Raw genomic sequence first — 25,294 nt, forward strand, 5'->3', positions numbered from 1 at the left:
GCCCTTCCCGTCCCACCTGGAAGTCAAGCCCCACGACCTGAAGAACGCTTTCTGAGCGCGCCCGGCCGGCCCGGCCGATGGATCCCGGGGCGCTCCCGCGCCCGGCGGCGCCGGGAGGGGGGGCCTGCGGGCGCCGCCGGGCCGTCACCGGCGGGCGAGAAGGGGGGCCTGAGGGGCGCGCCGGGCGCGCTCCGGGGGGCCGGCGCCCGGCGGGAGGGGGCACCCCCCCGGCCGGGCGGCCAGGAACAACATTGTTCGCTCCACGGTGGGGGGGTCAGGAGAGCGCCTCGACCTCGTCGGCCACCGCTTCCCAGGCCAGCGGATCGGAAGACAGCAGCGTGCGCAGGTAGAGATCCACGTCGGCCCCGGGAAACTCTTTCCTGAGCGCCGCGACGGCCTGTTTGACCTTCTCTCGCGATGGAGGTTCCACCTCGTCGGCATCGCTGATCACGCCCTGGTCGTGGGCAATGCCCAGCAAATCGAGAAAGCGCCCGAGCATGTCACGCCGATGGGTCAGGTGAAAGGACATCAGGATCTGCGAGGCGGTCTCCTCGGGTAATCCTCCCTCCGCCAGCAAAGCCGCCCGGCGCTGACGGGGCAACTTGGCCAGGTAGCTGGCCCGCAGCCCGCGGGCCGTCAGCCAGGGTGCCAACGCCGCGCTGCGCTCGAGGCGGTCGAGCCGCGGATCTTCCCACAGGGCCAGGGCCAGTTCCTCCCGGCGCCCCCGGTCGAGGCTCTTCCAGATCTGTCGTGCCGTCACCACCGTGGTCATCCTCCGCTCACAGGGAAGGTGCAGGCTAGGCCCACCGGGGCCAGGGGTCAAGTCCGCAGCAACGCCCGCCGAAGGTGCTACCCTCTGTCCTGGCCGCGCCGGCACAGCGCGGAAGATTACGGAGGAGGAGGAACGAATGAGACGACGCTACGCCCGTCTGCTGACCGTGGTCCTGACCCTGACCCCCATGGTCCTGTCGCCGGCCATGGTACCGACCGTCCAGGCCGCGGAAGGGATGAGGGAATCTTCCACCGGGCTCGAATTCAGCCTCACCCGCCGCCTGCCGGGGCAGGACACGGACCTGCTCCTCACCGGCGTGGGGGTGCGCAAGAAGCTGATCTTCAAGGTCTATGGCTTCGGTTTCTACGTCGACGCTGCGGTGGCTCCCGGGCACCTCGCCGCGTTTCGCGGCCAGAGTGCCGCTCGTCTGGCCGGCAACGAGGATGTCTACGAGGCCCTGATGACCCTGCCCGGCACGCGCCTGGCCGTGATGAAGTTCGTGCGCGCGGTCAGCGGCTCCAAGATGAAGGGCGCGCTGGGCGACGCCCTGCAGGAGGTCAGTGCCTCCGACCCCGCCCGCAACGCCTTCCTTCGCCTGTGGGACGAGGAAATCGAAAACGGTGAGGAGGTCCTGATCGCCTTCTTTCCCGGCGGCAGGGTGGTCGTCTACCGCCACGGTCAAGAAAAAGGCTCGGTGACCTCGCCGGCCATCGCCCGGGGACTGCTCGAGTCGTGGCTCGGCGTATCCCCGGTCTCTTCCTCGATCAAGACGGGAGTGGTGGCCAGGCTCCCGGAGATTCTCTGAGTGGAGCCCGGGTTTCCATTCCACTTCGTCCTGCACGACCACCAACCTTACGGGAACTTCCCCGAGGTCTTCGAAGCCGCGTGGGAGCGGGCCTACGGCCCTACCCTGGCCATCCTCGACCGCCATCCCGATTTCCGTTTCGGGCTGCACATCACCGGCGCGCTCTGGGAGTGGATCGAACGCCATCGTCCCCAAGCCATGGAAACCATCGCGGGCATGGTCACACGAAACCAGGTCGAACTGATCGGTGGCCCGTTCTACGAGCCCGTGCTGGCGCTGGTCACTCCCCGGGACGCCGCGGGACAAATCGGCCTGATGCGGCGCTTTCTCGAGCGCCACTTCGGCGTGGCCAGCCGCGGAGCCTGGCTGGCGGAAAGGGTCTGGCAGCCGGATCTTCCCGAGCTCCTCGAGGACGCGGGGGTGACGTTCACCTTCGTCGACGACACTCATCTCTTCACCGCTGGACCCGACGGGAAGCGGATCGGCAATCACGTGTTGGCCGAATCGCGGGGCAAGCGCGTCGCCCTGTTTCCCATCGATTTCAAGCTGAGATATGCCATACCGTTCCAGCCCGCCGCCCAAACGGTGCAACGCCTGCTCGAACTCCAGGCGGCCGGGTGTTCGTCGGCCACCTACGCCGACGACGGCGAGAAGCTGGGCCTGTGGCCGGGAACCCATGACTGGGTCTGGAAGGAGAAGTGGTTCGAGAACTTCGTGCGGACCGTGCTGGAGACGCCGGAGATCCACACGGCCCTACCCTCCGAGACCCTCGATCACCTGCCCGCCGAGGACCTGGTCTATCCCCCCACCACCTCCTACGACGAGTTGGGCGAGTGGGCCTTGCCCCCCGGCAGGCAGGCCCAACGCAAGGCTCTGGTCGAGTGCCTCGAACGCTCCGGCGTCCTGGAGAACTGTCGACCGTTGATCCGCGGCGGCCATTTCCCCGTCTTTCTCGCACGCTATCCCGAAGCCAACCTGATGCACAAGTGGATGCTCGAGGTCAGCCGACGGCTGGAACGAACTGAAACCGAGACCGGCCGGACTCTCGACGCCGCCCGCCGCGCCCTCTACCAGGCGCAGGTCAACTGCCCGTACTGGCACGGTCTGTTCGGCGGGCTCTACATGCCGGTTCTGCGCCACGTCGTCTATGCCCGGCTGCTGACCGCGGAGCGTGAAATGGCGCGGGCCCAGGCCCCACCCCCCTCCGCCCTCTGCCGGGGAGACCTGGACTGCGACGGCCGGGAGGAGATCTGGGGCGGCGGCGGCCCGGGACGTTTTCTCTTCTCGAGCCGCTGGTCCGGAGGCCTGCGCATCTGGGGCCGCTGGGACGCGGAGCAGGCCGTGACGGATGTGATGGCCCGCCGCCGGGAGGCCTACCATCTCGAAGCCCCCGAAACGCCCCAGGCCGGGGAGGGGCCCGCTGAAGACGGTTCGCCTCGGTCGATCCATGACATGCAGGCCGTGATGCCCCGGGTCTTCGCCGAACGCTGCGGCTGGGACCACGCGCCCCGGGTCTCCGGGGTCGAGGTCACCTTGCCGACCGGCTTCTCCGCCCGGCAGCTGCTGCGAGCCGGCTCCTGGCGCGACGCCCACTTCGCACCCGCTCGCGCCGTGGAAGTCGCGGACACTTCGATCACCTGGGAGATCGACAGCCCGGCCGGCTTCCGGGCCCACCGGCGGATCAGCGCCTCGGCGGACGGCTGCGAACTGCAATTCGACCATGCACTGGAAGGCGGCGGCGAAGAGGACCGCTGGGGCGTGGAGTGGAACCTGGCCCTTCCCGGCCGGGGCCTGGTCGCCGCGCCCGGCCGACCGGCGGTGACGCTGGATGGAGCCTGGCACGAGCCCTTCGAAATCGAAGCCACCCGGCGGTTGACCGTGCGCTCCGAGGCGCCGGCGGCGGAGGTGCACTTCGCATTCGATGTTCCCTGTCACGTGATGGCACACCTGGTCGAAACCCTGGTCCGCTCGGAAAGCGGCTTCGAGGGGGTGATCCAGGGCCTTTGCCTGGTGTTCAGCCCCCCCCGCGGTCGACGCAAGCTCAAGGTCGCCGTATCTCTCGCACCACCGCGGAGTTGAATCCGATTCCGTCCGGCCCCTATATTCGACGACGGCGGGATTGCGGAGGATGAAGTTGAGGGCAGAGACCACCACCCGGCGACGAAAACTCACCCGGGGACCCCACGATGGCCCGTAGGTCGCGTCGCCGCCGACAGTCGGGAAAAGACCGCCATGCCCAAGGTGCAGGGGCGCAGGCGGGCACCACGGCGGTCGCCGCCCGCCCCGGGACCGCCGATGACGAAAATCGTTCCCCCGACGGTTTGACACCCGCCACCGCTGCCGCCTATGATCCGCCCGCCGTCTCGCAACCCACCGGAGACGAACCCACGATGCCTTCATTCGGGGAGACGCTGCGGCGGCAACGGGAGTTGCGACAGATCTCGCTCCGGGAAGTCTCCGAAGCGACCAAGATCAACATTCGCTATCTCGAGGCCCTCGAGCGTAACGACTTTACCCACCTCCCGGGTGGGGCTTTCACCCGTGGATACATCCGTTCCTTCGCCCGCGTGATCGGCGTCGACGAAAGCGAGATGGTCGACGCCTATCTCTACGAACTCTCCCAGCAAAACCATAGCGAGGGCCCCACCGGCGAAAGAGGGGTCCAGGCCGAGACCCTGGCCCAACATTTTTCCCTGCCCCGCGGCAACGAGGAAGAGCGTCGGCGACGCGCCCGCATCCTGGCCGTGATCGCCATTGTCCTGCTGACCCTGGCCATCGTCGGTGGCGGCGGCTGGGCACTCTACACCTGGCTCGGCACATCCCCGGCGCAGACGCAGAACCAGGAAGCCCTCGCCCCGTGACGACGACCACCCCCAGCCTGGCGACCAAGCTCCTGGAAGCCATCCGTGGCGGCCAGGCTCCCGGGCGGGCACGACTGGCCGCCGCCCGCGGCGCGTTGCCGCTGGCTCCCGCCGAACTGGCAGTTCTCCAGGTCCTGCTTCTCTCCGATCCCGATGACGCAATTCGCAACAGCGCCCGGCAGAGCCTCGACGAGATCGATCCCGCCGTGGTCGCCGAACTGGCCACGGAGGCCGACACCCCTCCGGCCGTCCTCGAGTGGATTGTCGGCCAGTTGCCGCGCTGGCCCGAAAGCGGGGCGCTGCTGGCCCGTCGCGCCGACCTGTCGAGTGATCTCGGGCGCACGCTCGCCGCCTGCGACGAGGCGGCGACCCTCGAGGCTTTGGCAGGGAATTTCGTCGCCCTCAGCCACGATCCGGAAATCGGCCGCCTGCTGCGTAGCAACCCGAGCCTGCCCCGGGCCGCCCTGCACCGACTTCTCGACCACCTCGAAGAGATCGCCAAGGAAGAAGCCCGCCACGCCGAGCCGACAGAAGAAGACGATCCCGGTTCCGGAACCGACGCTGATCCGCCCCAGCTGCAGCCCGCCACCGACCCCTTCCTCGCCGCCCTTGGCGTCGACGCCGAGGTGGAAGCCCTGCTCCCATCACTGGGCCTCGACCTCGGCCGCCTCGCCGAGCGCAGCGAACTGCTCTGCGATACGGAGGAACTGGACGACGAAGGCCTGATCAAGCGCCTGTCCCGCATGAATGTCGGACAGAAGCTGCGCCTGGCCCTCTTCGGCGGCAAGGAGGAGCGGACGATACTCGTGCGGGACAGCAACCGGATCGTCGCCGCCGCCGTGATCAAGAACCCGAAGTTCACCGAGCAAGAGGCCGACGCGGTGGCCAAATCACGCAACGTGAGCGACGAGGTGCTCCGACTGATCGGCCGCAACAAGGAGTTCGCGCGCAACCCGAAGATCCAGCTCAGTTTGATCCACAATCCCCGGACCCCGGTGGAGTTGGCCATGCACTTCCTCCCGCAACGCAACGACCGGGAGTTGAAGATGCTGTTCAAGAACAGGAACGTTGCCGACGTCGTCCGTCGCCAGGCGAAGAAGATTTTCGATGCGCGCGAGGCACGGCGACGCGTACGGTTGCGCCCCAAGACGCACTGAAACCAGGAGGCGGCGGAGCCAGTGACCCGTGACAGGAAGAAGTGCGATGGTGTAGATTCCCGGGGCAGATCCGCGTCTCTCTTCGACAGCTCTCCGAGAATAGCCATGCGAGCCCTGAAGGCGGTTCGACAGCACCTGAAAAGCTACCACCTCAAATCCGGGGTGTTCCACTTCTATCGTGGCGAGCACGGCCCCGCAGCGGATTTCCTGACCCGCGCCCTGAACGAAGACGGCGATCGGCTCAGCGCCGCCGACCGTCGCGCGGCGCTGTACTACCTGGTGCAGACGCGTATCGGTGCCGCGTTCCACCACGAAACCCGGGGCGATATGGATCGCGCGATCGCCGAGTACCGCAGCGCCCTCGAGGTGATGCCCAGGTACCCGGACGTCCACCTGCGGCTGGGAGACGCCCTGGCCCGTACCGGTCGCCACGACGAGGCCATCGAACACTACGAGCAGGCCATCGAGGTCAATCCTCTCTACGTGCATGCCAGAGTGCGCCTAGGTTTCGCCCACCTCGAAAAAGGTGATTTCGAAGCGGCGCGGCAAGCCTTTCGGGAGGCCGACCAGGCCCGTCGAGCGCGGGCCGAGCAGAGCCTCAAAAGCGCCGAAGAGGCCCTGGGTCGAGGCCAGCCCGAGGAGGCGGCCGCGATCTACAACGATGTCTTTCAAGAGAATCTGGCGCGCTTCAAGCAGGAACTGGAGGAGGGCCTGAACCATCTGCGGATGGAGCGATGGGAAGACGCCGTCACGCATCTCGAGACCGCCGCCGAGCTCTGCCCGCGATATGCCGATGTCCACAATTACCTCGGTGTCGCCCTGGCCGAACAGGGACGGCACAAGCCGGCGGTCCAGGCTTTCCTGGCCTCGGTGAAGATCAATCCCGAATACCTGGTGGCCTGGCTCAACCTGGCTTTCGTGGCCTTCGAACTGGGCGACGAAAAGCTCGCCAGACAAGCGCTGGGGGAGGTCCTCGATCGTGAGGCGGACAACGCCCCCGCCCAGTACCTGCTGGCCCAACTCGGCGGCACCGAGGGCCAGTCGGCGGCGTTGCGGCCATCGAAGCCAGCCGCGCAGGGTCGGTCATGACCATCAGCGCCTGCGGCCAGACCGACCGGGGCCTGCTGCGGCCTCACAACGAAGATGCCCTGCTGATCTCGCTCGACCATGGAGTCTTCGCCGTCGCGGACGGGATGGGAGGCCACGCGGCCGGCGAAGTCGCTTCGGGGATCGCCATCGAAGCGGTGCGCGAGGTGCTCGATCGTCCGAGAGCGGCCGACGACGACATGCCGGGATTGATCCGGCGTGCCATCGACGAGGCCAATCGTCGCATCGCAGACAGGATCCAGCTCAAGCCGGAATACCGCGGCATGGGTACGACCCTGGTGCTGGCGGTGGTGGAAGGCGACCGCTACTGGATCGCCCACGTGGGGGATTCCCGGGCCTACCGCATCCGCGGCTCGGAGATCCGCCAGCTGACATCCGACCACTCCTTCGTCAACGAACTGGTGCGACTGGGCATGCTTTCCCGGGAGCAGGCCGCCCGGGACCCGCGCCGCAACGTGGTGACCCGGGCCCTGGGCAGCGGGCCCTCCGTGGTCGCTGACGTGGTGGAGGAGGTCGCCCAACCGGGTGACCTGCTCCTGCTCTGTTCCGATGGCCTCAACAGCATGCTCGATGACGAGACGATTCTCGCCACGGCCATGGCGGCACGGCAGGACCTGGATGATGGCTGCCGCCGGCTCGTGGCGGCCGCCAACGCCGCCGGAGGCGAAGACAACATCACGGTGATCCTCGTCCAACCCGTCGGCTCTCCGGTCGACTCGGTGACGCCGACCCAGCCGGTGGCGGCTCCGCCCTCGGACTCCGGCGAACAGCAGGACTGACGGCCGGCCCCTCTCGAGCGGGAAACCGCTTTCGAAGCCTTTCTTGACCCGGCTTGCACCGCCTTTTATATTCGTCGCATCAAGAGGTTATCTTGCCGTTGTCGTTCGATCGCCTGCGTTCCCTGCCCACCCGGCTTTGGCTGGTGGCAGCAGCCGCCGCCCTGGCGGTTCCCGCGGTATCGGCGATCGACCCGGCCTACCTGGCGGCTCTCGAATCCCTGGCCGGGTCCAGCGGCTTGATTGGAGACGACCTTTCCCCGGCCCTGACCCTGGACGCCACGAGCCCCGCGGCGCGGCTGCTGCGTTCACGTCCCCGCATCGAACATGCCATAGAGCTCACCGTGGCCGCCCCGCCCCTGCGTGTTCACCTCCCACCCGAACTGGCCGCCCGGCTGCCCGACGTGGATCGCGACGGCAGGGCCGACCGTGCGGCTCTGGCGGCCCGCATCGCCCAGCGCACGCTGGCCATCTGTCGTCGCTCGGGACTTGGCGCCCCCCTCGATGACGGCGACGGAGAAATCGACATCTACCTGCTCGATCTGGGCCGCCAGGCGCGGGGATTCGCCGCCCTCGAACAGGCAGTCGGTCCGGGCCCCGGCGCCTTCGGCTTTGCCGTGGTCAATGCTTCCGCCAGGGAAACCGACCAGGACTTCGCCGCCATGGTCGCCAGGCTGGTCGCCAGGCTGGCCTTCGCCGCCGTCGATGCACAAGCTCCTTCCTGGTGGATCGAACCCAGCGCCCTGTGGATCCAAACCCGGGTCAGCGGACCATCCCTCGAAAGTGAGCGGGCCCTCACGGCCCGCTGGAATCACCCGGAAGTCGGACTCACCACATCCGACCCTCTTCTCGCCCGGGGCAATATCGGCCTGCTCTGGTCGACGGACTCGACATCCTCGGCTTCACGGGCCCTGGGTGCCGGTTGGAAAGCTCTTGCGCAACGGGTGGCCGATACCAGCGCCTTCGAGGCCATCGATCAGGCTCTTGTCGATGCCCTGGGCCTCGGCCTGCTCGACCTCCAGGAGCGGGCGGCCGCCATGCAACTGGCCACCGGCTTCGTTCCCGCGCGCATGGCCGGCAGCGTGGCCACCCTGCCGGTCATGGGAGAGTCCAGTTCGCTGCCTCTGGGCCCCGGTTCTCTGGGGATCTTCCGCATCGCTCCCGATCCGCACCAGGAAGGCGGAACCCTGTTGTGGGTCTACCCCGGAGAGGGCGACTGGCGCGCCACGCTGCTCTGCAAGCGCCGGATCGAGGGCTGGGAACTCGCTCCGGTGGAAGCCGGCGGGGACGGAAACTTCCAGGTGTCGATCCCCTGGCAGGACTACCAGCGGGCCTTTCTCCTGCTCACCCGCCTCGATCGCTCCTCTCCCCCCGTGCGCCCCGCCATCGCCGCCCGGGCGGCGAGTTCCGAAGGTCCCTATGCCCTGTCGTCCCTGGCCGCCACCCGTCGATGGGAACGAACCGTCGAGATCCGCTGGAGCAGCGCCTGGGAGGACGGTCTTTTCGGCTGGATCGTCGAGCGCGCCCCGGCACCGGAAGGCCCCTGGTCGGTGGTCGGCTCGGTTCCCCTTCCGGCCCTGGGCGCCCGCGGCGAGGGCGGTGCCTACTCGTTGATCGATCGCTCCCCGGGGGCCGGCTCCTACTACAGGGTCGTCGGTCTGACCACCCTCGGACTCCGCGTGACAGGGCCGTCCATCGCCGTCGCCGGCGGTGAGTAGTCGCGCGGTGCGTGACGGCGCGAGGGGAACCGTCCCGTGAAGATCGTGGCCCTGGATCCGCCGGCCGGTCGCCTCGACGAGGTCTTCCATGTTCTTCGACAGCGCGGCCACGAAGCCGAGGCCCATCCCGCGTCCATTCTTCCATCGATGGCCGACCTGGCCTCCCGGTGTGACGTGCTGATCCTCTTCGAACGGGAGCGAGTGGCGGACCTGCTCGCCCAGCTCCGGGACGACCCCCAGGCCGGCTCGCTGCCGGTCGCGTTCGTGGGCGACGAGAAGGCTGGACTGCAGGCCCTGGAGGCGGGGGCCGACATCTGGATCTCCGCCAACGAGGCCCCCGGCGTGATGGCGCTCCGCCTCGACGCGCTGGCCCGCCGCTCCCGCCTGGGGGGCGCACCCCGCCTCGATTCCCTGACGGGACTGATCGGTCGCCGCCGGCTGCTCGAGCGGCTCAGGCACGAATTCGACCGCTGCGCCCGCTACCGTCGAAGCCTGGGCCTGCTGGTGGTGGAGCCCGATCCCATCGAGGCGATCAACCGTGACTTCGGCATGGAGGTCGGCGACCAGGCGCTGCGGGGGCTGGCGGATCTCCTGCGCGGCCTGGTGCGCGACGTGGACATCCTGGGCCGACTGTCCGGCAAGCGCTTTGCGATGATCCTTCCCGAAACCGATGCCGGTGGAGCCCTGACGGCCGCCTCGCGACTGCGGGACGCGGCGGAGGGCTATCTCTTCCCGGCTCTGCGCGGAGGCACGCCGCTGCGCCTGCCGGTCTGCGTGGGTGTCGCGGCCTTTCCCTCGCGCAGCGTGGACACCGCCGACGATCTCCTGGGCCGAGCCCTCGAAGCGCTGGGCCAGGCCCGTCGCCGGGGAGGCAACACCGTGGTGGCCTTCGGTGCCGGCGATGTGATCTGGTCCCGACGAGCCCCGAGTCCCGCCGAGTTCGAGTAACGCGTGGGCCTGGTTGGTAGCCCTCCAGCAGGCGCGGTAGACTCCATGGTGGGAGAGTCCGGCATGTCCGCTTTCTGCAAACTGTTGATCGTGATCCTCATGGCCCCCCTGGCCGCCACCGCCTGGGGGCAAGGCACCCCTGTGGCGCCGAGCACCATCGACGAGGAAATCAGCCTGGAACTCGAGGATGGACTGATCACCCACGGTCTGCTCGTCCTCCCCGAGCATGCCTCCCGGCCCCTTCCCCTGGTACTCCTGCTTCACGCTTTCGGCAAGGACCGCGACGGCATGCTGGACCTGGCCGACGCTCTCGCGAGCAGGGGCATGGCGGCCCTGGCCATCGACATTCGTGGGCACGGGGCGTCGAGCGGCACGACGGGCCGCGAACTCTTTTCCTACGCCGTGATCCCCCAGAAGAAGCTCCGGCAGGCGGTGGACGATCAACGGCAGGTGATCAACCACCTTCGCGGGCACCCGCGCCTGGATCTTCAGCGGCTTGGCGTGGTCGGTATCGCGGAAGGCGGGCAGATCGCCGCCGCGCTGGGAGGGAGACTGCCCGAAGTCCGCGGCCTGGTCATCGTCGACGCGGTGGCCCCGGCTCCCGGCTTCCACCCTGACACGGACCTGGGATACTACGGCGAGCGGCCGGCCCTCTTCATCTGCTCCGCGGTGCCTCGCTCGAAGATTCAGGCCGAGGTTCTCGCGAACTATGGAACGGGCGAGCGCAAGATTTTCTGCACCGATACCTACGAGAGCGGAGATGACCTGGTGATGCCGCCCTCTCCAGCCGTCGAGGAGGTCGTCCATTGGCTCGAGGACAAGCTGGCCGCCGTGCACCCCTGATCGCGCTCGCGTCGTGCTGCCTGCTGATGCTGGCCCTCGCCGGCTGCCGGGCGGCACAGCCTTCGACCGGGGTGCGGGACGGCGTCGTCCGTCTCCCCATACCGGCCGATCCCGCCACACTCTCCTTTTCCCGTGCCCACGACAAGTGGTCGCTGGTCTTGACGGAACTGATCGGCGATTCGCTGATCGGTCTCGACGCGTCCCTCCGGCCCGTGCCGCGCATCGCCCGGAAGTGGCAGTGGAGCGACGATCATCGACGGCTGACCTTCGAACTGAGAAAGGATGTACTCTGGCACGACGGTCGCCGGGTCACCTCCGCCGACGTGGTGCATACATGGAAGCTCCTCTCCGGCCCCGAGAGCAGCAGCTCGGCCTGGACCCCCGGCATGGCGGCGGCTTCCCGGGTCGACGCTCCGGATCCATGGACCGTCACCGTGGACTACGACGAACCCTATGCCCCGGCCCTCGGATCCTGGGGGGTCCCCCTGATCCCCGCCCATCGGCCCCAGGACGACCCCCAACTGGTGGGCTGCGGCCCCTGGCGTTTCGTGAGTTGGGACCGGGGAGCGCGCATCGTGCTCGAAGCCAACCCCGGGCACTATGCGGCGCCACGGCTCCGTCGCCTGGTCTTCGAAATCATCCCGGATCGAACCACCCAGTTCCAGGCACTGAAAACCGGAGAGCTGGACATGGCGGGCCTGACGCCATCCCAGGTCCGTGCCTTCCGCCAGGACGCGGGCCTGAACGAGCGCCTGGCGATGATCGAATACAGGATCCTCTACTACTTCTTCATCGCCTGGCGGGACGACGGCGAAGGCGGACTCTTCCATGACCCGCGCACGCGGCAGGCCATGACGATGGCGATCGACCGGGACGGGCTGACGGCCATCTTCGACGAACTCTGCCAGACCGGCGCCACGGCCTTTCATCCCGACAGTTGGGCTTTCGATCCCGCCGTCGAGCCCTGGCCTTTCGACCCCCAGGCCGCCGGGAGCCTGCTGGCGGAGATGGGCTGGAAGGATATCGACGGAGACGGCATCCTCGAACGCGACGGCAAGGACTTCCGCTTCAAGCTGGCCTATTCCCTGGGCTCTGCGGAGATCGAGCGCATCGCCACCTACGTCCAGCAACAACTGGAGGCCATCGGCGTGCAGGCGGTTCTCGACCCCTCCGAATGGGCGCTGTTTCTCGAGCGCGCCCGCAAGACGCGGGACTACGACGCGTTGATGATGGGCTGGAGCCTGGACGTGGATCCGGACGCCTACGACCTGTTCCACTCGTCCCAGCGAGCGGTCGGAGGCGCCAACTACACCCAACTCGCCGACCCCCTCGTCGACTCGCTGATCGAAGAGGGACGCCGCAGCCTCGACAGGCAGGCCCGGCGCGAGATCTACTCCCGCCTGCAGCGGCGCCTGCACCAGCTCGAACCCCAGACCGTGCTCTTCTACCCCATGTCCCCCCTGGCCTACGACCGGCGACTCGAAAACCTGGAGACCAGCCCGCTGGGTCCCCTGCGCTTCATCCCCGGAGCCTCGAACTGGCGCTGGAGCGCCGCGGGAGAGTGACCCTGAACACGCTTCCCCACTCGCCCGGACTGCTGGCCTACGCCTTCGGGCGCTGCCTGGGAGCGGTGCTGACGGTGGTGGCCCTCTCGTTCGTCACTTTCGCGGTGATGACCTGGCTTCCCGGGGACCCCCTGGCGGTCTTCGAGAGCCAGGAGCGGGGCCGGGCCCTGAACGAGGCCCGACGGGCCGCCCTCGCCTCGGAATGGAACCTCGCCGCGCCGCTCCATGTTCGCTACGGCCACTGGCTGACCGGGGCTCTGCGCGGCGACCTCGGCCGATCGCTGAGGACACGACGCCCCGTCATCGACGAACTGACCCATCGCCTCGGTCCGACCCTCGAGCTTTCCCTGGGCGCCACGCTGCTGGCCCTGGTCACGTCCCTTCCGCTCGGTTGGTGGCTGGCCCGACGCCGCCGCAGCCTGGTGGACCGCTCGGCCCTGGTGGGACTCGTCGCTCTTTACGCCTTGCCCGTCTTTTGGCTCGCCATGCTCCTGCAAGCCCTGCTGGCCGTGCGCTGGGGCCTGGTTCCTCTCTACGGCCGCCTTCCCGCGGGTGGCGCCGCCGACCTGGGCACACGACTGCACCACCTGGCCCTGCCGGCCACCTGCCTGGCCCTGCATCAGCTCGCCTTCTACGCCCGATTTGCACGGAACACCGCCGCGGAGGGCCTCGACTCGATCCAGACGCTCTTCGCCCGCGCCTGTGGACTGGGCGAAACCCGCATCGTCTGGCGGCATGGCATCCTGCCCTCGCTGGTCGCCCTGGTCACCCTCGCCGGCCTGGTCCTCCCGTCCCTGGTCACCGGCGCGGTGCTGATCGAAACGCTCTTCGCCTGGCCCGGCATGGGACGCCTCTTCGTCGTCGCGATCCAGGCCCGGGATTTTCCCGTCGTACTGGCCATGACGGTGATGATCGGCAGTCTGACCGTCGCCGGGAGCCTGCTCGCCGACCTGGGGGGACGGCTGGCCGACCCGCGCCTGCGAGTGGGAGGATCCCAACCGTGAGCGCCGAACGTCGCCGCGGAGCCGCGCTGGCGCTCGGCCTGTCGCTGCTGGCTCTGCTCGGCACCGTCAGCCTGGGGTCGGTGCTGCTTTCCATCGACCCCCTGACAATCCGCACAGACCGGATTCTTTCCCCGCCTTCCCTCGATCACCCCCTGGGTACCGACCAACTGGGGCGGGATCTTCTGTCCCGGTTGCTGGCCGGCGGACGACCGAGTTTCCTCGCCGGCCTGGTCGCCACCGCCATGGCCCTGACCCTGGGGGTGGGGCTGGGCACCCTGGCCTCGCGCGCCCCGATCTGGCTCGACACTCTGCTGAGCCGGGGAACCGATCTGGTCTACGCCTTCCCCGCCCTGATCGGAGCCATGGTGCTCATCGGCCTGCCGGAAAGTCACCCCTTCATGGCGTTGCCCCAGGGCATGCGGGTCGGTCTGGTGGTCGGCCTCTTCTCGTGGCCCATGATCTACCGTTTCGTGCGCCTGGAAGTACGGCGGCAACTGGGCTCGGACCGGCACGTGGCCGCCCTGGCCGCGGGGGCAGGCCCCCTGCGGGCTCTCGGACTTCACCTGCTGCCCCAGGCCCTGGCCCCGGCCCTGGTCCCCGCGAGTTTCATCGCAGGGAGCACGATTCTCGTCGAGGCCGCCCTGGGCTTCCTCGGCCTGGGCGTCCGCCCTCCCGAACCTTCCTGGGGCAATCTCTTGCGGGACGGCATGGCCCATGTGGACAGCGCCTGGTGGATGGTCCTCTTCCCCGGCCTGGCCGTCTTCCTGGCCGTCCTCGCCTTCCAGTTGATCGGCGAAGGACTCGCTCGCCCCCGGGCGGAGGGGATCCGCTGATGGCGGCCGTCCCGGACCCCGCGAAAGTCGCCCGCCAAGTGATCCTGGCCCTGGCGCTGGCCGCCGCCGGAGCGGGCGGGCTGAGCGCCGCTTTCGCCCCCCGGATGGTCACGATCCAGGGGCGCAGCATGCTGCCCACCCTCCACCCCGGGGACCGGGCGCTGGCCCTGGGGCCCCCGGGCATCACACGGTTCATCTCGGCGGGCGACCTGGTGCTGGCGGAGGTGCCCGGGCGACGGCCGGGCCATCGCGACCTAGTCATCAAGCGGGTGGAGCGGGTCCTGTCCACGCCTCAAGGCCGCTTCTTCCGCCTGGCCGGCGACAATCGCGCCCGGAGCCGGGATTCGCGGCGCTTCGGAGCGCTGCCGGCAGCAGCCCTGCGGGGCCTGGTGATCTGGCGTTGGGCTCACTCCCCGAGGGCGGGCAGTCGCCCGGCGGAACCGGCGGGGCGGTAGCCTTCCAGGTCCACGGCCACCTTCTCGAAGCCGGCCTGGCGCACCAGGGCCGCCACCCGCTGACGTGTCTCGGGGGCGAGCAGTCGTTCGAGTTCGTCCCGCCCCACCTCGATACGGGCCAGGGTGCCGTGATCCCGCACGCGCACCTGCCGGAACCCCATGGCCAGCAACCCGTCCTCGGCCGCCTCGATGCGGGCCAGACGACCGGGAGTGACCCGCTCACCCACCTCGACCCGGGACGAAAGGCAGGCGGAGGCGGGCTTGTCCCAGACCTCCAACTGGTAGCGCCGCGCCAGCTCTCTCACCTCTTTTTTGGTCAGGCCGACCTCGATCAGCGGGGCGCTCACCCCTCCCTCCTCCGCCGCCCGCATGCCCGGGCGGTCGTCCCCCAGGTCCTCGGGCACGGCACCGTAGGCCAGATGCGCGCCCCGCCGGCTGGCGTAGGGCCGCAAGGCCTCGACCAGGGCGCTGCGACACCAGTAACAGCGATCACCGGCATTCGAAAGATAACGTTCATCTTCGAACTCCCGGGTCTCGAGGATCTCCAGGCGTACGCCCATCGCCCGAGCCATCCGTTCGGCGATGACCCGCTCCCGCCGCGGGAGAGAAGGCCCGACGGCCAGGGCTGCCACCACGTCGTCACCCACCTCGTCCACGGCGACACGGGTCAAAAGGGCGCTGTCCACCCCCCCCGAGTAGGCCACCACGAGGGGACGGTGATCTCGGATCCAGGCCCGCAGCAACTCCAGTTTCGCGTCGATTCCCCGCCGATCCGGCTCGGGCTTGTTCATTTCAGTCCTCTCTCGTGCGCCATCGCCCTCTTCGGGCTTCCCGGGGCCCCGCAGGCGGAACCGATGACGCTCCGGCGCAGACGCCGGAGCCGCCGCAGGTACCATAACCCGCTCCCTCGCCACGGGCAGCCCGCACGCCCGGCGCGGGCCTTGCCGGGACGGCCCCTGCGGTACCCCCGTCACGGCCCTTTGCGGGGCCGGATCCGCAAGAACGGCTAAAGTGGCGCCCATCCAACAGTTCGCTCCCCGCCCCCCCGAAAATCGCCTGAAACCAAAGGGTTTTCAACCTCGACAACGCCGTCAATCTCCCTTGACGCGGACTGGCCATCATCGTAGCTTCTCGGCGCCTTGACGTCTGTCCGGGCGCGAGCGCCACGGGTCCCGCGTGGCCGCCGCTCCCAAGACAGGTGGTCCGTGTCCCACCGGGCTCCTACCGGGTCCGGTGCCGTTGTTGCCCGCCCCGGAGGGGGGTGGGAGTTCACAATCCGCTGTTCTCCTGGAGGAGGAGGTCATGCACGAACGGTCGGCAGCCCTGAAATGGATGATGATCATCCTGTGTATCGGGGCGCTGTCTCTGTCCAGCGTGGTGGCGACATCCACCACCCCCAGTCCTTCGCCGAAGCAGGTGACGGCTCGCGAAGAGGGTCCGAATCAGCCGACCCTTTTCCCGCGCACCGTCGCCTGGTGGCCCTATACCAGCGGCCCCCACTACGGCGACCTGCCCCTGGCTTCGATGCGCGACAACAATGTCCTGCGCACCGCGGTGGGCAGCTTCCGCATCGGCGAGGACCTTGCGCTTCCCGCTGATCTCACCGGTAACCTCAGTGGCCTGGCGACTGGCGCCAAGCAGTACTTCCTGGCCCAACTCCGGCCCTCGGCCCTGGCTCAACCTTTCGCCGAGACCCTGGCATCCCAGGGAGCGGAAATCGTTGGACAGGTTCCGGTCAACGGTCTGATCCTGCGTATGGACCAGGCGGCCTACGGCCTGGTTTCCTCGTCACCGCTGCTGCAGTTCCTCGAGCCCTACCACCCGGCCTACCGCATCGCTCCGACCGTGGGCACGGCCTGGGCAACGACGCCGGAGAAGGCGGCTTCGCCGATCTTCGACCTGCAGATCAACCTCTTCCCCGGCGAGGCCCTGCAGCCCGTCGTCCAGCGCCTGACCCAGTTGGGCGCCACCGTCACCAGTGCGACGATGGGCTCCCGCGGCGTCGTCAAGGTGCAGGCCAACGCCTCCCTGATTCCGCAGATCGCGCGGATCGAGGCCATCAGCTCCATCGCCGACGACGCGCCGGTGTTCCTGCACTCCGACAGCGCTCTCAACCATCAGAGCCGCACCGCCGATCTGGGTGACTTCACCTACTGGATCGTCGGTCTCGATGGTGACGGCCAGCGCATTCACGTCACCGACTCCGGCCTCTCCGTCGATGCCGCCGATTTCGCCGACACGAGCGCGGATTCCGGCTGGACCGGCGGCACCGGTTGCCACGTGCTTGCCGATCACCGCAAGGTGATCTGCTACCGCACGGCCGCCGACTTCGGTGGCGGCGGCGACCTCTCGTCCTGCGACACCTCGGCCGACAACGGCGGACAGGGTACCCACGGGCAGGTTTCCAGCGGCGTCGCCACTGGTAACGCCACCCGCGGCGCCGTCCCCACCTCCGCGGCCCCGAGCCCGACGGACGACCCGAACGATCCCAACAAGACCTGGGTTCGTGATTTCGGCGCGGGCTTCTATACCGACGCCGACAACAATGGCCAGTTCTCCGAGTTGCGGGACACGGCCTTCGACGGCGTGGCCAAGGGTGCCCGGGTGGTTTTCTACGACGCCACCAGCGGCTGCCCCGAGTCGGGCGGTATTTCCGCCGGTAACGCGTTCCAGAACGTGGTGACCCCCTGGAACGACTACGATGCCAACATCCACAACTTCTCGTTCGGGTCGACTCCGGCGCCCAACACCGATCCGCTCTACACCACCGGCGCCTCCGACTACGACGACGCGATCTTCCAGAATCCGATCAATTTCGTCACCGTCAGCGCCGGTAACGAGGGCGCCAAGGAAACTTCAGGCACTTCCGCCAGCCCGGGTAACATCAGCAACGAAGCCTCGTGCAAGAACTGCGTGCCCGTCGGCGCCTCAGCGGGTCCGGCCTCCTTCGTCTGGAGCTTCAGCTCGGAAGGTCCCTCTGCCGGCTCCCGTCTGCGCGTCGCTCCCCTGCTGATGGCCGAAGGCTCCGATTACGCCTGCTTCGGTCCTGAAGAGGGCCCCGGAGTGCCCGAGAACCAGACCGGCGCCGCCGGCTGCACCCAGCAGTCCAGCTCCGGTACGTCGTTCTCCGCCCCCTCCCTGGCAGGAACCGCCGCCATCGTCGGCGAGTACCTGGCCGAGGGCTTCTACCCTGATGGTACCGACCAGAACGCCAGCAACTCGGCCGACAAGGTCGCCGCTGTCAGCTCCGCCCTGACCAAGGCCATCCTCATCGCCGGCGCCCAGCCTCTGCCTGCGGGCTCCCGCGGTATCGCCGATGGCCGTTTCAACAACGTCTGGGGCTACGGCATGGTGCAGCTGCAAAACTCCCTGCCCCTGGCCGACGACCCCGACACCCCGGCCGGCATGATCCTCCACGACCTGCCGGGCGACATCGACAAGAACCCCGGTGACGACGGCGTGAGCCACCTGTCGCTGCCCGCCACCATCGGTACCACCCCCGGCGGCACCGGCGCGGCCGAGTTCGAGGTCCTGGCGACCGACGAAGACCTGGCCGTCGTTCTCGTCTGGCACGATCCGCCCACGGCGGACGGCACCGTCGACAACAACCTCGACCTCGAAGTTCGCTACTGCGGCGCCGACGGCACCTGCGGCAACGCCGACGACACGGTCTACACGGGCAACGCCTTCTCGGAGTTCCCGGACCGCGATCCCTCGACTTTCAACGACCTCGACAGTGACGGCAGCGCGGATGGCTACAACTACTCCATCCCCGAGCACATGGTCACTGATGCCGGCTTCTCCTACGCCGACTGGAAGGATCCCGAGAACAACACCGAGGCGGTTTATGTGCCCGGTGAGTTCAGCGATTACCCGAAGACCCCCGGCGGCAATCCTTACCTGCCCCTGCTGCAGGCCGGGACCTGGTCCGTCGAGGTCATCCGCGTCGACGGCACCACCAACAACCTGCCCTTCAGCATCGCCATCGTCGGCCCCGTGGCCGCCGGCTCCTCGGTGCGCTTCGACACCAACCCGGTGTCCTGCAACGCCGACGAGAACGTGATCGTCACGGAAGTCGACGACGCCGCCGATCCGTCCTGCCCCGACAGCGCCACCTGTACTCCGAGCGTCGTCAGCAGCCGGACCACGGTTCGCGTCTACGACGAGACCGACACCCTGGTGGATACCGAGACCAACCTCACCTTCGAGCAGCCCGACGCCAACGTCTTCAAGTACCAGACGGCGAGCCCGCTGCCCCTGTCGATCCACGGCACGGCCACGGACAACGACGGCATTCTCACCGTCAATCACGACTACCGTCTCGAAGTCACCTACAACGACGATTCCGGCGGCCTGACCGAGCGCGTCTCCAATGCCCGGGTCGACTGCCAGCCGGACATGGACGTCAGCCTCGTCCGCCAGATTGGACCGGACTATCCGTTCCTGCTCATCGGCGGTTGCGACGACGACAACTACCTCGACCAGAACGAGTCCTTCTCGCTCTCGGTCAGCTTCTTCAACCTGGATCTGGTCGACCTGATCGACGCCACCGTCAGCCTGGACGTCTGTCAGCACCGGGCCAACCCGACTCCTGACAACTGCGTGCCGGTGACCTACGTCACGGTTTACGACACCCAGCAGAAGCTCGGCCTGCTGCCGGCTCAAACCCAGCAGCTCTCGCGTTTCAACTTCGCGGTGACCGGAACGCCTCCCGGGCGTGACATGGTCGACCTCGATGTCTGCCTGGCAGGCGAAAAGACCGGCCAGCAGGTCGCGGACTGCACCACCTTCACCGTCCTGGCCCAGGCCGACGACGATGAGCACTTCTACATCACCGACTGTCCGACGGGCTGCGCCAACGTCCGTTACGACCTCAACAACGACGAGAAGTGGGAATCTTCGATCGCCCGCAACCCCTTCGACCCCCTCGACTTCATTCGCCGGGGCCGGAGCGAGATCGTCGACTTCGAGAACATGGTTGCCGCCGGCGACGAAGACAACAACGGAACGCCGGACTGCGAGGAGAACGGTAACTCCTACACTTGCGGCAACCCCGGCTTCTCGGGCCCCTGGACCTTCGACGTGGACGACGAAGGTTTCCGTACCGGCGTCAACTCCCAGTCCAAGGCGACCGGCGGCCTGCTGATCTCCAACTGGGGTGAGGACGAGAACTTCGACGGTGTCTTCGACGCTGCCGAGGACAAGAACGGCAACTTCGTTCTCGACCAGAACTGGAGCACCACCGGCGGTTGCGGCTGGATGGCCAACGACGACGGCGGCAGCGGCCCCGGTGGCATCTGGCATACCGGTCACATCGGAAGCTGGAATTCTTCCCACGACACCGGAACCGCCTGCCGCGGCCAGACCGAGGAAAACGCTACCAACTGCGAAGAGTACGACGCCCAAGCGGGCACCGAGGGGAACGAACTCTGGTTCGAACTCCTTCGGACGCCCGAAATCCACCCTGTGCATTTCGGCTCCCACCCCGATGGCTTCGACTGGCGCACCCAGATCACGGACTGGTCCTGGGTCGCTCAGTGGGACCAGGCGGACGACACGCTCTGGACCTGGGAGTTCGATCTCGACGTCGCCGGTAACGAAGTCCTCCTCGGTGACACCCAGATCCACGGAGGCATCTTCGGCAACGCCACCGGCGCCATCAACGGCGGCCAGCTCAACATCTTCGATGGAGCCCACCTCTTCGGTCCCACCGACGACGATCCGGCCTCCAGCAACTACGGTAACCAGGCCTTCACCTCCAAGGGTGGAAACCGCGACGGTCGCCGTGGCTGCTACTTCAACGACCTCGACACGATCATCGTCGACGACAACGGCACGGCCGATCCCGCCGACGACTTCACCGCGGCGGAATACGACGAGGCCCTGCCCCGTCCCACCGACGACGACTGCGACAACGACTTCGACCTCGGCCCGGACGGCTGTCCCGGCGAGTGCGGTGTCGACGACGACGGCAACGGCCTGATCGACGATCTGGGCGACAGCTGTCCCTGCACCACCTGTGACGGAGGCCCGCGTGCCGGCGCTTCCTGCTTCTCCCACTCCGCCTGCAACCCCTCCGGCGGACTGGTCTACCGCTGCACCCCCCACACCGACGCCAACGGCGTCCCGCTCAAGCCGATCAACGCCGGCGCGGGATGGGACGACACCTGCGGTGACGGCCAGACGGACGAGGGCGTGTTTGCAGCCTTCTCCACCGACGCCGCCAGCGACGGCACCTTCAAGTACCACAGTGAACGCCCGATGGGACCCGAACTGGTCAACGGCATCGCCCGCGGTGGACGCGGCGCCGGCAAGTTCGAGTTCAACACCCTCGAGGACTTCTACTTCCCTGTCGGCGACACCTGGCAGGCCGAAGTCGGTTTCGCAGTCTTCGAGGCCAGCGGTGATCCGGCCGTCGCCTCTTACGGACTGGGCATCGACAACATGGTCGTCGAGTGGAAGGAAGTCCACCCCATCGACCAGGCCCAGGACAACTGCTCCACCGCTTCTCCGTACAACTTCGAAGGCCGCTGCGCTGTCGTCGCCCTGGGCGAGACGGCCAACACCTTCGACGGTGACGGCGAAGTCTCTGTCAGCGTCACCGATCCGGTGCCGGACGGCAACCTGATCGATTGTGACGGCGACGGCGAGCTCGAGGTCGAGATCAACGTCTTCTCCGAGGCCGAGCGCACCGGAGAGACCCTCTGTCTCGATCGTCTCGAGCCGGGTGCGGACCACTTCGTCGGTACCATCAAGACCACCACGGCCACCGCCAACGCCGGTGATGGCCTGCTCTATCTCGCCTTCAACGGCCTCGACACCCCGTCGATCACCGCTCGTTACGTCGATCAGAACGACGGCGTCCACGACGCCAACGGCGCCAACCGCTACGGCCCTGACGGCCAGCCCGGAATCGCCGGTTTCGACGACGACGGCGACGGCATCGTCGACAACGCCTCGGAGCACTGTCCGACCACTTCGTCCCTCGCTCCGGGCCGTACTCCCCACGAGTCGGGCCAGCCGCCTCGCTTCTCCGATGACGACTGCGGTTGCCTCGACAATCCGATCACCGACAGCACCTTCGCCAGCTTCGATATCGCCGACGTGATCATCGGCCAGATCGAAGTGACCGACGATGGTGACGGTGACGGCTTCGCCGATCCCGGCGAGATCGTCACGATCAACGTCCAGGTTCGTAACCTCGCCGACTTCGCGCTCGAGGACGTCAAGCTGCGCCTCGGTACGGAGAGCGACAAGGTCGAGTGCCTGACCGACGACCTGATCGAAATCGATCGCCTCGAAGCCCGCGGCACCACCGGTTCCGACGTCTTCAGCGGGGATATCGGCGACGCCTTCACCTTCAAGGCTGCCGCCGTCACCCGGCCTGCGGGCGACACCGGCACCGATTTCGCCTCTACCTTCACCGTCACGCTGCAGGCCCTCGGACGGGCCACCCCCGGTTCCAACGGTTCCGGCAGCCGCCGCTTCCCCGGAGATACCGACAAGTTCGACATTCCGGTCTTCGGTACCGCGGTGGTGCAGCAGTTCAAGGTCGTCCACAACCTCGACGTCACCGAGGGTGGCGCCCCCAGCACTTTCACGGACGACTTCGAAAGCTACGCCAACGACACGGCGCTGTTCGCCAACTGGACGACTCACAACACCGGTGACGATCCCGCCGAACTCGACGGTACCCGCTGCCAGTACAACGATCCGGCCAATCCGTTCGGTAACAACACCGACCCGGCCGACTTCTGCGAACTGGGTGAGGGTTACTCCAACTCGGCCAACGAATGGCACCTGGAGTCCATCACCGGCTGCACCAGCCAGGGTGTCGCCGGTTGCCCCGCCACCGACGACGTCTTCCTCGGCGGCGCCAAGTCGATCAACCCCGGTGCACCCAGCAACGGCACCAACTCCCTGGCTCTGTCGTTCGTGAACTACTCGCCGGAGCCTTTCGACGATAACCACTCGACTTACATGAACCGCATGCGGTGGATCGAGACCGCCAACAGCATCCAGCTCGGACTCGGCAACCCCGAACTCTCCTACTGGACGCAGATGTCGATTCTCGACGGCCGCCTCTTCGTCGGCCTCGATCACCCCGACGCCTTCGACGCAGGTCTGACCTACATCTGCGTCGACGACAACGGGAACAACGAGTGCGACACGCTCGAAACCGGCGATCTCAGCGGTTCCGAGCGCTGGGAGCCCCTGCGCGCTTACCTCAACACCGAGCAGAGCTGGCGCTTCCCCAACTTCATCAACTGCATGTATGAGCCTTCCGATGACGGCAGCAACGAGGACGACTTCTTCAACAACTCGGTCGACCTCGGCCCGTCGAGCACCTGCTTCCCGAACCTCAGCGACACCTGCGTGGGCCGTACCCGCAAGGATAGCGACTTCTCCGCCATCCTCGGATCGACCCTCGTCTTCCTTTCGGACAACTGCTTCCCGGAGACCGGTGAAATCGACTCCGAAGTTGCCGGAATCTACGAGGTCGGTGCAGGACCCGGTATCTGGGCTCACAAGAAGTACGACCTCACTCCGTGGCAGGGACGCCAGGTGCTGATTCGTTTCCACGCCTCTCCGGGTGGACTGCCTGGCTTCGACTTCTGTGCTGACACCTTTGTTTGTGGAAACCGCGACGATGGCTGGTACATCGACATGTTCGAGATCACCGGCACCCGTAGCGCTCCTTCCACGGTGTCCGTCGACAACGCCACCCACGGGACCGGTGCGACCTGCCCGACCAACAACTGCACCACCGCAACGGCTCGCGCCGCCGTCCTGCCCTACCCCCGGAACGACAAGAACAGCCAGCCCAAGCCGGCTCTGGCCTGTACCGATACCGCCGCCCAGTACTGTGACTTCGATCGCGACGGCGTGTCGGATGCATCCAGCAGCACGGCCCTCTCGGGTGCCGGTGGCCACGCGGTCTTCCTCGACGCCAGCAAGTCCGCCACCGACACCTGCTTCGGGGGTGCCATCGAGTACCGCTTCGAGACCGGCGGCACGGTCGTTCGCGACTGGCTGACCGATCCCACGGTCCTCGTCAACCCGGTCTACACCACGACCTATGACGTCCTCGTCCGCTGCAGTTCGACCCCGAGCTGTCAGGACAGCGTCCAGGTCACGGTGGACACCGGAAACACGCAGGTCACCGACTGCTACGCTACGGGCCTGGTCTTCAGCGCCAACAAGACCGACTTCAGCTGGACGGCCGACGCCAACGCAGGCTGTGACGGCACGGGCTACGACACCTCGAAGGGTGACGTCGCCTCCCTGCCCGGCAGCTTCAGCGGTAGCTGCTTCCACGGCAACCTCGCCACCACCAGCGATTCCGACCCGGCCAATCCGGCCGCGGGTTCGGCTACCTGGTATCTCGCCAGGCACGATCAATACTCCTGGAACAACCAGGCTGATCCCTCTCAGCAGGGCGATCGTGACCCGAGCATCGGCGACTGCCAGTAGGCGGGTACAGCTAGTTCGCTAGCTCGCGGGGCCGGCTTCACGCCGGCCCCGCTTTTTTCGTCCCCCCGCACCGCTCTCGCCCGACCGCCCCGGTCGCGTGCCAAGGGCCCGCGGGTCCCGGGAGCGCCTGTTTGCCGGTCCGGGCGAGGCCGCCGGCAGCGGTTCGCGCCCACGGGGCGAACGTCGCGGGACACGCCGGAGCGGCCGGCCTGTCGAATGCCTGTTTCGGGACCGACGTGATCGATGGGAGAAGGACGATCGGGCGGCAGGGGTACGGATGAAGGTCTGCGGCCACTGCGTTGCTGGATCCTCATCGGCCCCAACGGAGACAGGGCGCGGGTCGAAGGCCTGACGAGGCTCTCCCCGAAGCCCCCTCCCGCGTCACCCCGGCCCCGGATCCGGGAAAGGATCGGCGCAAGCGGCACGCCGGGAAACGCCTCAAAAAGGGCCCGAGCGCGACGAACCCCGCCCGGCCCACACGGCAATCGACAACAGACCCACCGGAACGCAGGAAAGGCGGTGCACCCCGAGTTCCTTCCAAAATGGCCTGGCCTCCGCCAGGCATAGGCGGGCCGCAGGTGGGTGGGATCGAGACGAGCCAAATCCTGGAGTGCAGGCCGTTGTACGCCGAAGGCGTATCGAAGCGGGAGATTTCCCGGCGGTTCGGGCTCTCTCGAAGCACCCCGCGCCGGCATCCAAGAGATTCTGTTCCAGGGGCTTGCGACCTGGCGCAACCCCGGCCGGCGAGAAGAGCAGCGGAAGAAGCCGGTGGCCGAGATCGCCTGGCCGGGCCCGGAGGGCCCTTAAGGTCCTGCGAGTGCCTCTATGGCAGTGCGCCAGGGCTGGACGGTGCGCTGGAAGCGCGTGTCGAGCGGCAACCCGGGGTGTTGCGTTTGCCCTCGAGGCCACGCTGTTACCAGAAAACCAGCCCGCCAAGTTATCGAAACCGGAGGCACCCACCTGACCTCCCTGCAGG

16 protein-coding genes are annotated in these 25,294 nt (G+C 67.7%); 14 read left to right on the forward strand and 2 right to left on the reverse strand.

Going from position 1 to position 25,294, the window contains the following annotated elements; genetic code table 11:
* Positions 1–274: 274 nt before the first annotated feature.
* Complete coding sequence (locus tag Q9Q40_10725) at positions 275–760, reverse strand: hypothetical protein (protein MDQ7007698.1); 486 nt, start codon at positions 758–760, stop codon at positions 275–277.
* Positions 761–908: 148 nt separating this feature from the next.
* Between Q9Q40_10725 and Q9Q40_10730 the strand changes: the two genes are divergently transcribed.
* The 13 genes from Q9Q40_10730 to Q9Q40_10790 all read left to right on the forward strand — a co-directional run bounded on the left by Q9Q40_10730 (position 909) and on the right by Q9Q40_10790 (position 14,844).
* Positions 909–1,577, forward strand: coding sequence for a chalcone isomerase family protein (locus Q9Q40_10730; protein ID MDQ7007699.1), 669 nt, complete (start codon positions 909–911; stop codon positions 1,575–1,577).
* Entirely contained in the window at positions 1,578–3,656 is a 2,079-nt protein-coding gene (locus Q9Q40_10735; GenBank protein MDQ7007700.1) for a DUF1925 domain-containing protein, read from the forward strand.
* Between the two features lie 311 nt (positions 3,657–3,967).
* The gene (locus Q9Q40_10740) at positions 3,968–4,438 is read left to right on the forward strand and encodes a helix-turn-helix domain-containing protein (GenBank protein MDQ7007701.1); all 471 of its coding nucleotides are present in this window, start codon (positions 3,968–3,970) and stop codon (positions 4,436–4,438) included.
* Positions 4,435–5,595 carry a hypothetical protein gene (locus tag Q9Q40_10745; GenBank protein MDQ7007702.1) on the forward strand — a complete coding sequence of 387 codons (1,161 nt, stop codon included), beginning with the start codon at positions 4,435–4,437 and terminating at the stop codon, positions 5,593–5,595. Before Q9Q40_10740 ends, Q9Q40_10745 begins: the two co-directional genes overlap by 4 nt.
* Positions 5,596–5,700: 105 nt before the next feature.
* Positions 5,701–6,684, forward strand: coding sequence for a tetratricopeptide repeat protein (locus Q9Q40_10750; GenBank protein MDQ7007703.1), 984 nt, complete (start codon positions 5,701–5,703; stop codon positions 6,682–6,684).
* Positions 6,681–7,481, forward strand: a complete 801-nt coding sequence (locus tag Q9Q40_10755) for a Stp1/IreP family PP2C-type Ser/Thr phosphatase (GenBank protein ID MDQ7007704.1) — start codon at positions 6,681–6,683, stop codon at positions 7,479–7,481. The genes Q9Q40_10750 and Q9Q40_10755 overlap by 4 nt, the downstream gene beginning before the upstream one ends.
* Positions 7,482–7,579: 98 nt before the next feature.
* Complete coding sequence (locus Q9Q40_10760; protein ID MDQ7007705.1) at positions 7,580–9,196, forward strand: hypothetical protein; 1,617 nt, start codon at positions 7,580–7,582, stop codon at positions 9,194–9,196.
* A gap of 36 nt (positions 9,197–9,232) precedes the next feature.
* Positions 9,233–10,144 (forward strand): GGDEF domain-containing protein, encoded by a 912-nt coding sequence (locus tag Q9Q40_10765; GenBank protein MDQ7007706.1) that lies wholly within the window; start codon positions 9,233–9,235, stop codon positions 10,142–10,144.
* A gap of 63 nt (positions 10,145–10,207) precedes the next feature.
* Positions 10,208–10,987, forward strand: a complete 780-nt coding sequence (locus tag Q9Q40_10770; protein ID MDQ7007707.1) for an alpha/beta fold hydrolase — start codon at positions 10,208–10,210, stop codon at positions 10,985–10,987.
* Positions 10,951–12,552, forward strand: coding sequence for an ABC transporter substrate-binding protein (locus Q9Q40_10775; protein ID MDQ7007708.1), 1,602 nt, complete (start codon positions 10,951–10,953; stop codon positions 12,550–12,552). Before Q9Q40_10770 ends, Q9Q40_10775 begins: the two co-directional genes overlap by 37 nt.
* A complete protein-coding gene (locus tag Q9Q40_10780; protein ID MDQ7007709.1) occupies positions 12,549–13,556 on the forward strand; it encodes an ABC transporter permease in 1,008 nt (335 codons plus the stop codon). Before Q9Q40_10775 ends, Q9Q40_10780 begins: the two co-directional genes overlap by 4 nt.
* The gene (locus Q9Q40_10785) at positions 13,553–14,389 is read left to right on the forward strand and encodes an ABC transporter permease (protein ID MDQ7007710.1); all 837 of its coding nucleotides are present in this window, start codon (positions 13,553–13,555) and stop codon (positions 14,387–14,389) included. Before Q9Q40_10780 ends, Q9Q40_10785 begins: the two co-directional genes overlap by 4 nt.
* Positions 14,389–14,844: a S26 family signal peptidase gene (locus tag Q9Q40_10790; protein MDQ7007711.1), complete on the forward strand. Its 456-nt coding sequence runs from the start codon at positions 14,389–14,391 to the stop codon at positions 14,842–14,844. The genes Q9Q40_10785 and Q9Q40_10790 overlap by 1 nt, the downstream gene beginning before the upstream one ends.
* Here Q9Q40_10790 and larE read toward each other — a convergent pair.
* Positions 14,796–15,635, reverse strand: coding sequence for an ATP-dependent sacrificial sulfur transferase LarE (gene larE / locus Q9Q40_10795; protein MDQ7007712.1), 840 nt, complete (start codon positions 15,633–15,635; stop codon positions 14,796–14,798). The genes Q9Q40_10790 and larE overlap by 49 nt on opposite strands.
* 511 nt (positions 15,636–16,146) lie before the next feature.
* On the opposite strand from larE, the gene Q9Q40_10800 reads away from it, so the two are divergent.
* Positions 16,147–24,318, forward strand: a complete 8,172-nt coding sequence (locus Q9Q40_10800; protein MDQ7007713.1) for a hypothetical protein — start codon at positions 16,147–16,149, stop codon at positions 24,316–24,318.
* Positions 24,319–25,294: the final 976 nt, after the last annotated feature.

This window comes from Acidobacteriota bacterium (assembly GCA_030949985.1).
In the GTDB taxonomy this organism is placed as follows: Bacteria; Acidobacteriota; Polarisedimenticolia; order J045; family J045; genus JALTMS01.

Bases quoted from the DNA above. Each gene is read 5' to 3' on its own strand.
- Q9Q40_10770 (MDQ7007707.1), top strand. From the start codon at position 10,208: ATGTCCGCTTTCTGCAAACTGTTGATCGTGATCCTCATGGCCCCCCTG.
- Q9Q40_10755 (MDQ7007704.1), top strand. From the start codon at position 6,681: ATGACCATCAGCGCCTGCGGCCAGACCGACCGGGGCCTGCTGCGGCCT.
- Q9Q40_10790 (MDQ7007711.1), top strand. From the start codon at position 14,389: ATGGCGGCCGTCCCGGACCCCGCGAAAGTCGCCCGCCAAGTGATCCTG.
- Q9Q40_10800 (MDQ7007713.1), top strand. From the start codon at position 16,147: ATGCACGAACGGTCGGCAGCCCTGAAATGGATGATGATCATCCTGTGT.
- Q9Q40_10740 (MDQ7007701.1), top strand. From the start codon at position 3,968: ATGCCTTCATTCGGGGAGACGCTGCGGCGGCAACGGGAGTTGCGACAG.
- larE (MDQ7007712.1), bottom strand. From the start codon at position 15,635: ATGAACAAGCCCGAGCCGGATCGGCGGGGAATCGACGCGAAACTGGAG.
- Q9Q40_10750 (MDQ7007703.1), top strand. From the start codon at position 5,701: ATGCGAGCCCTGAAGGCGGTTCGACAGCACCTGAAAAGCTACCACCTC.
- Q9Q40_10730 (MDQ7007699.1), top strand. From the start codon at position 909: ATGAGACGACGCTACGCCCGTCTGCTGACCGTGGTCCTGACCCTGACC.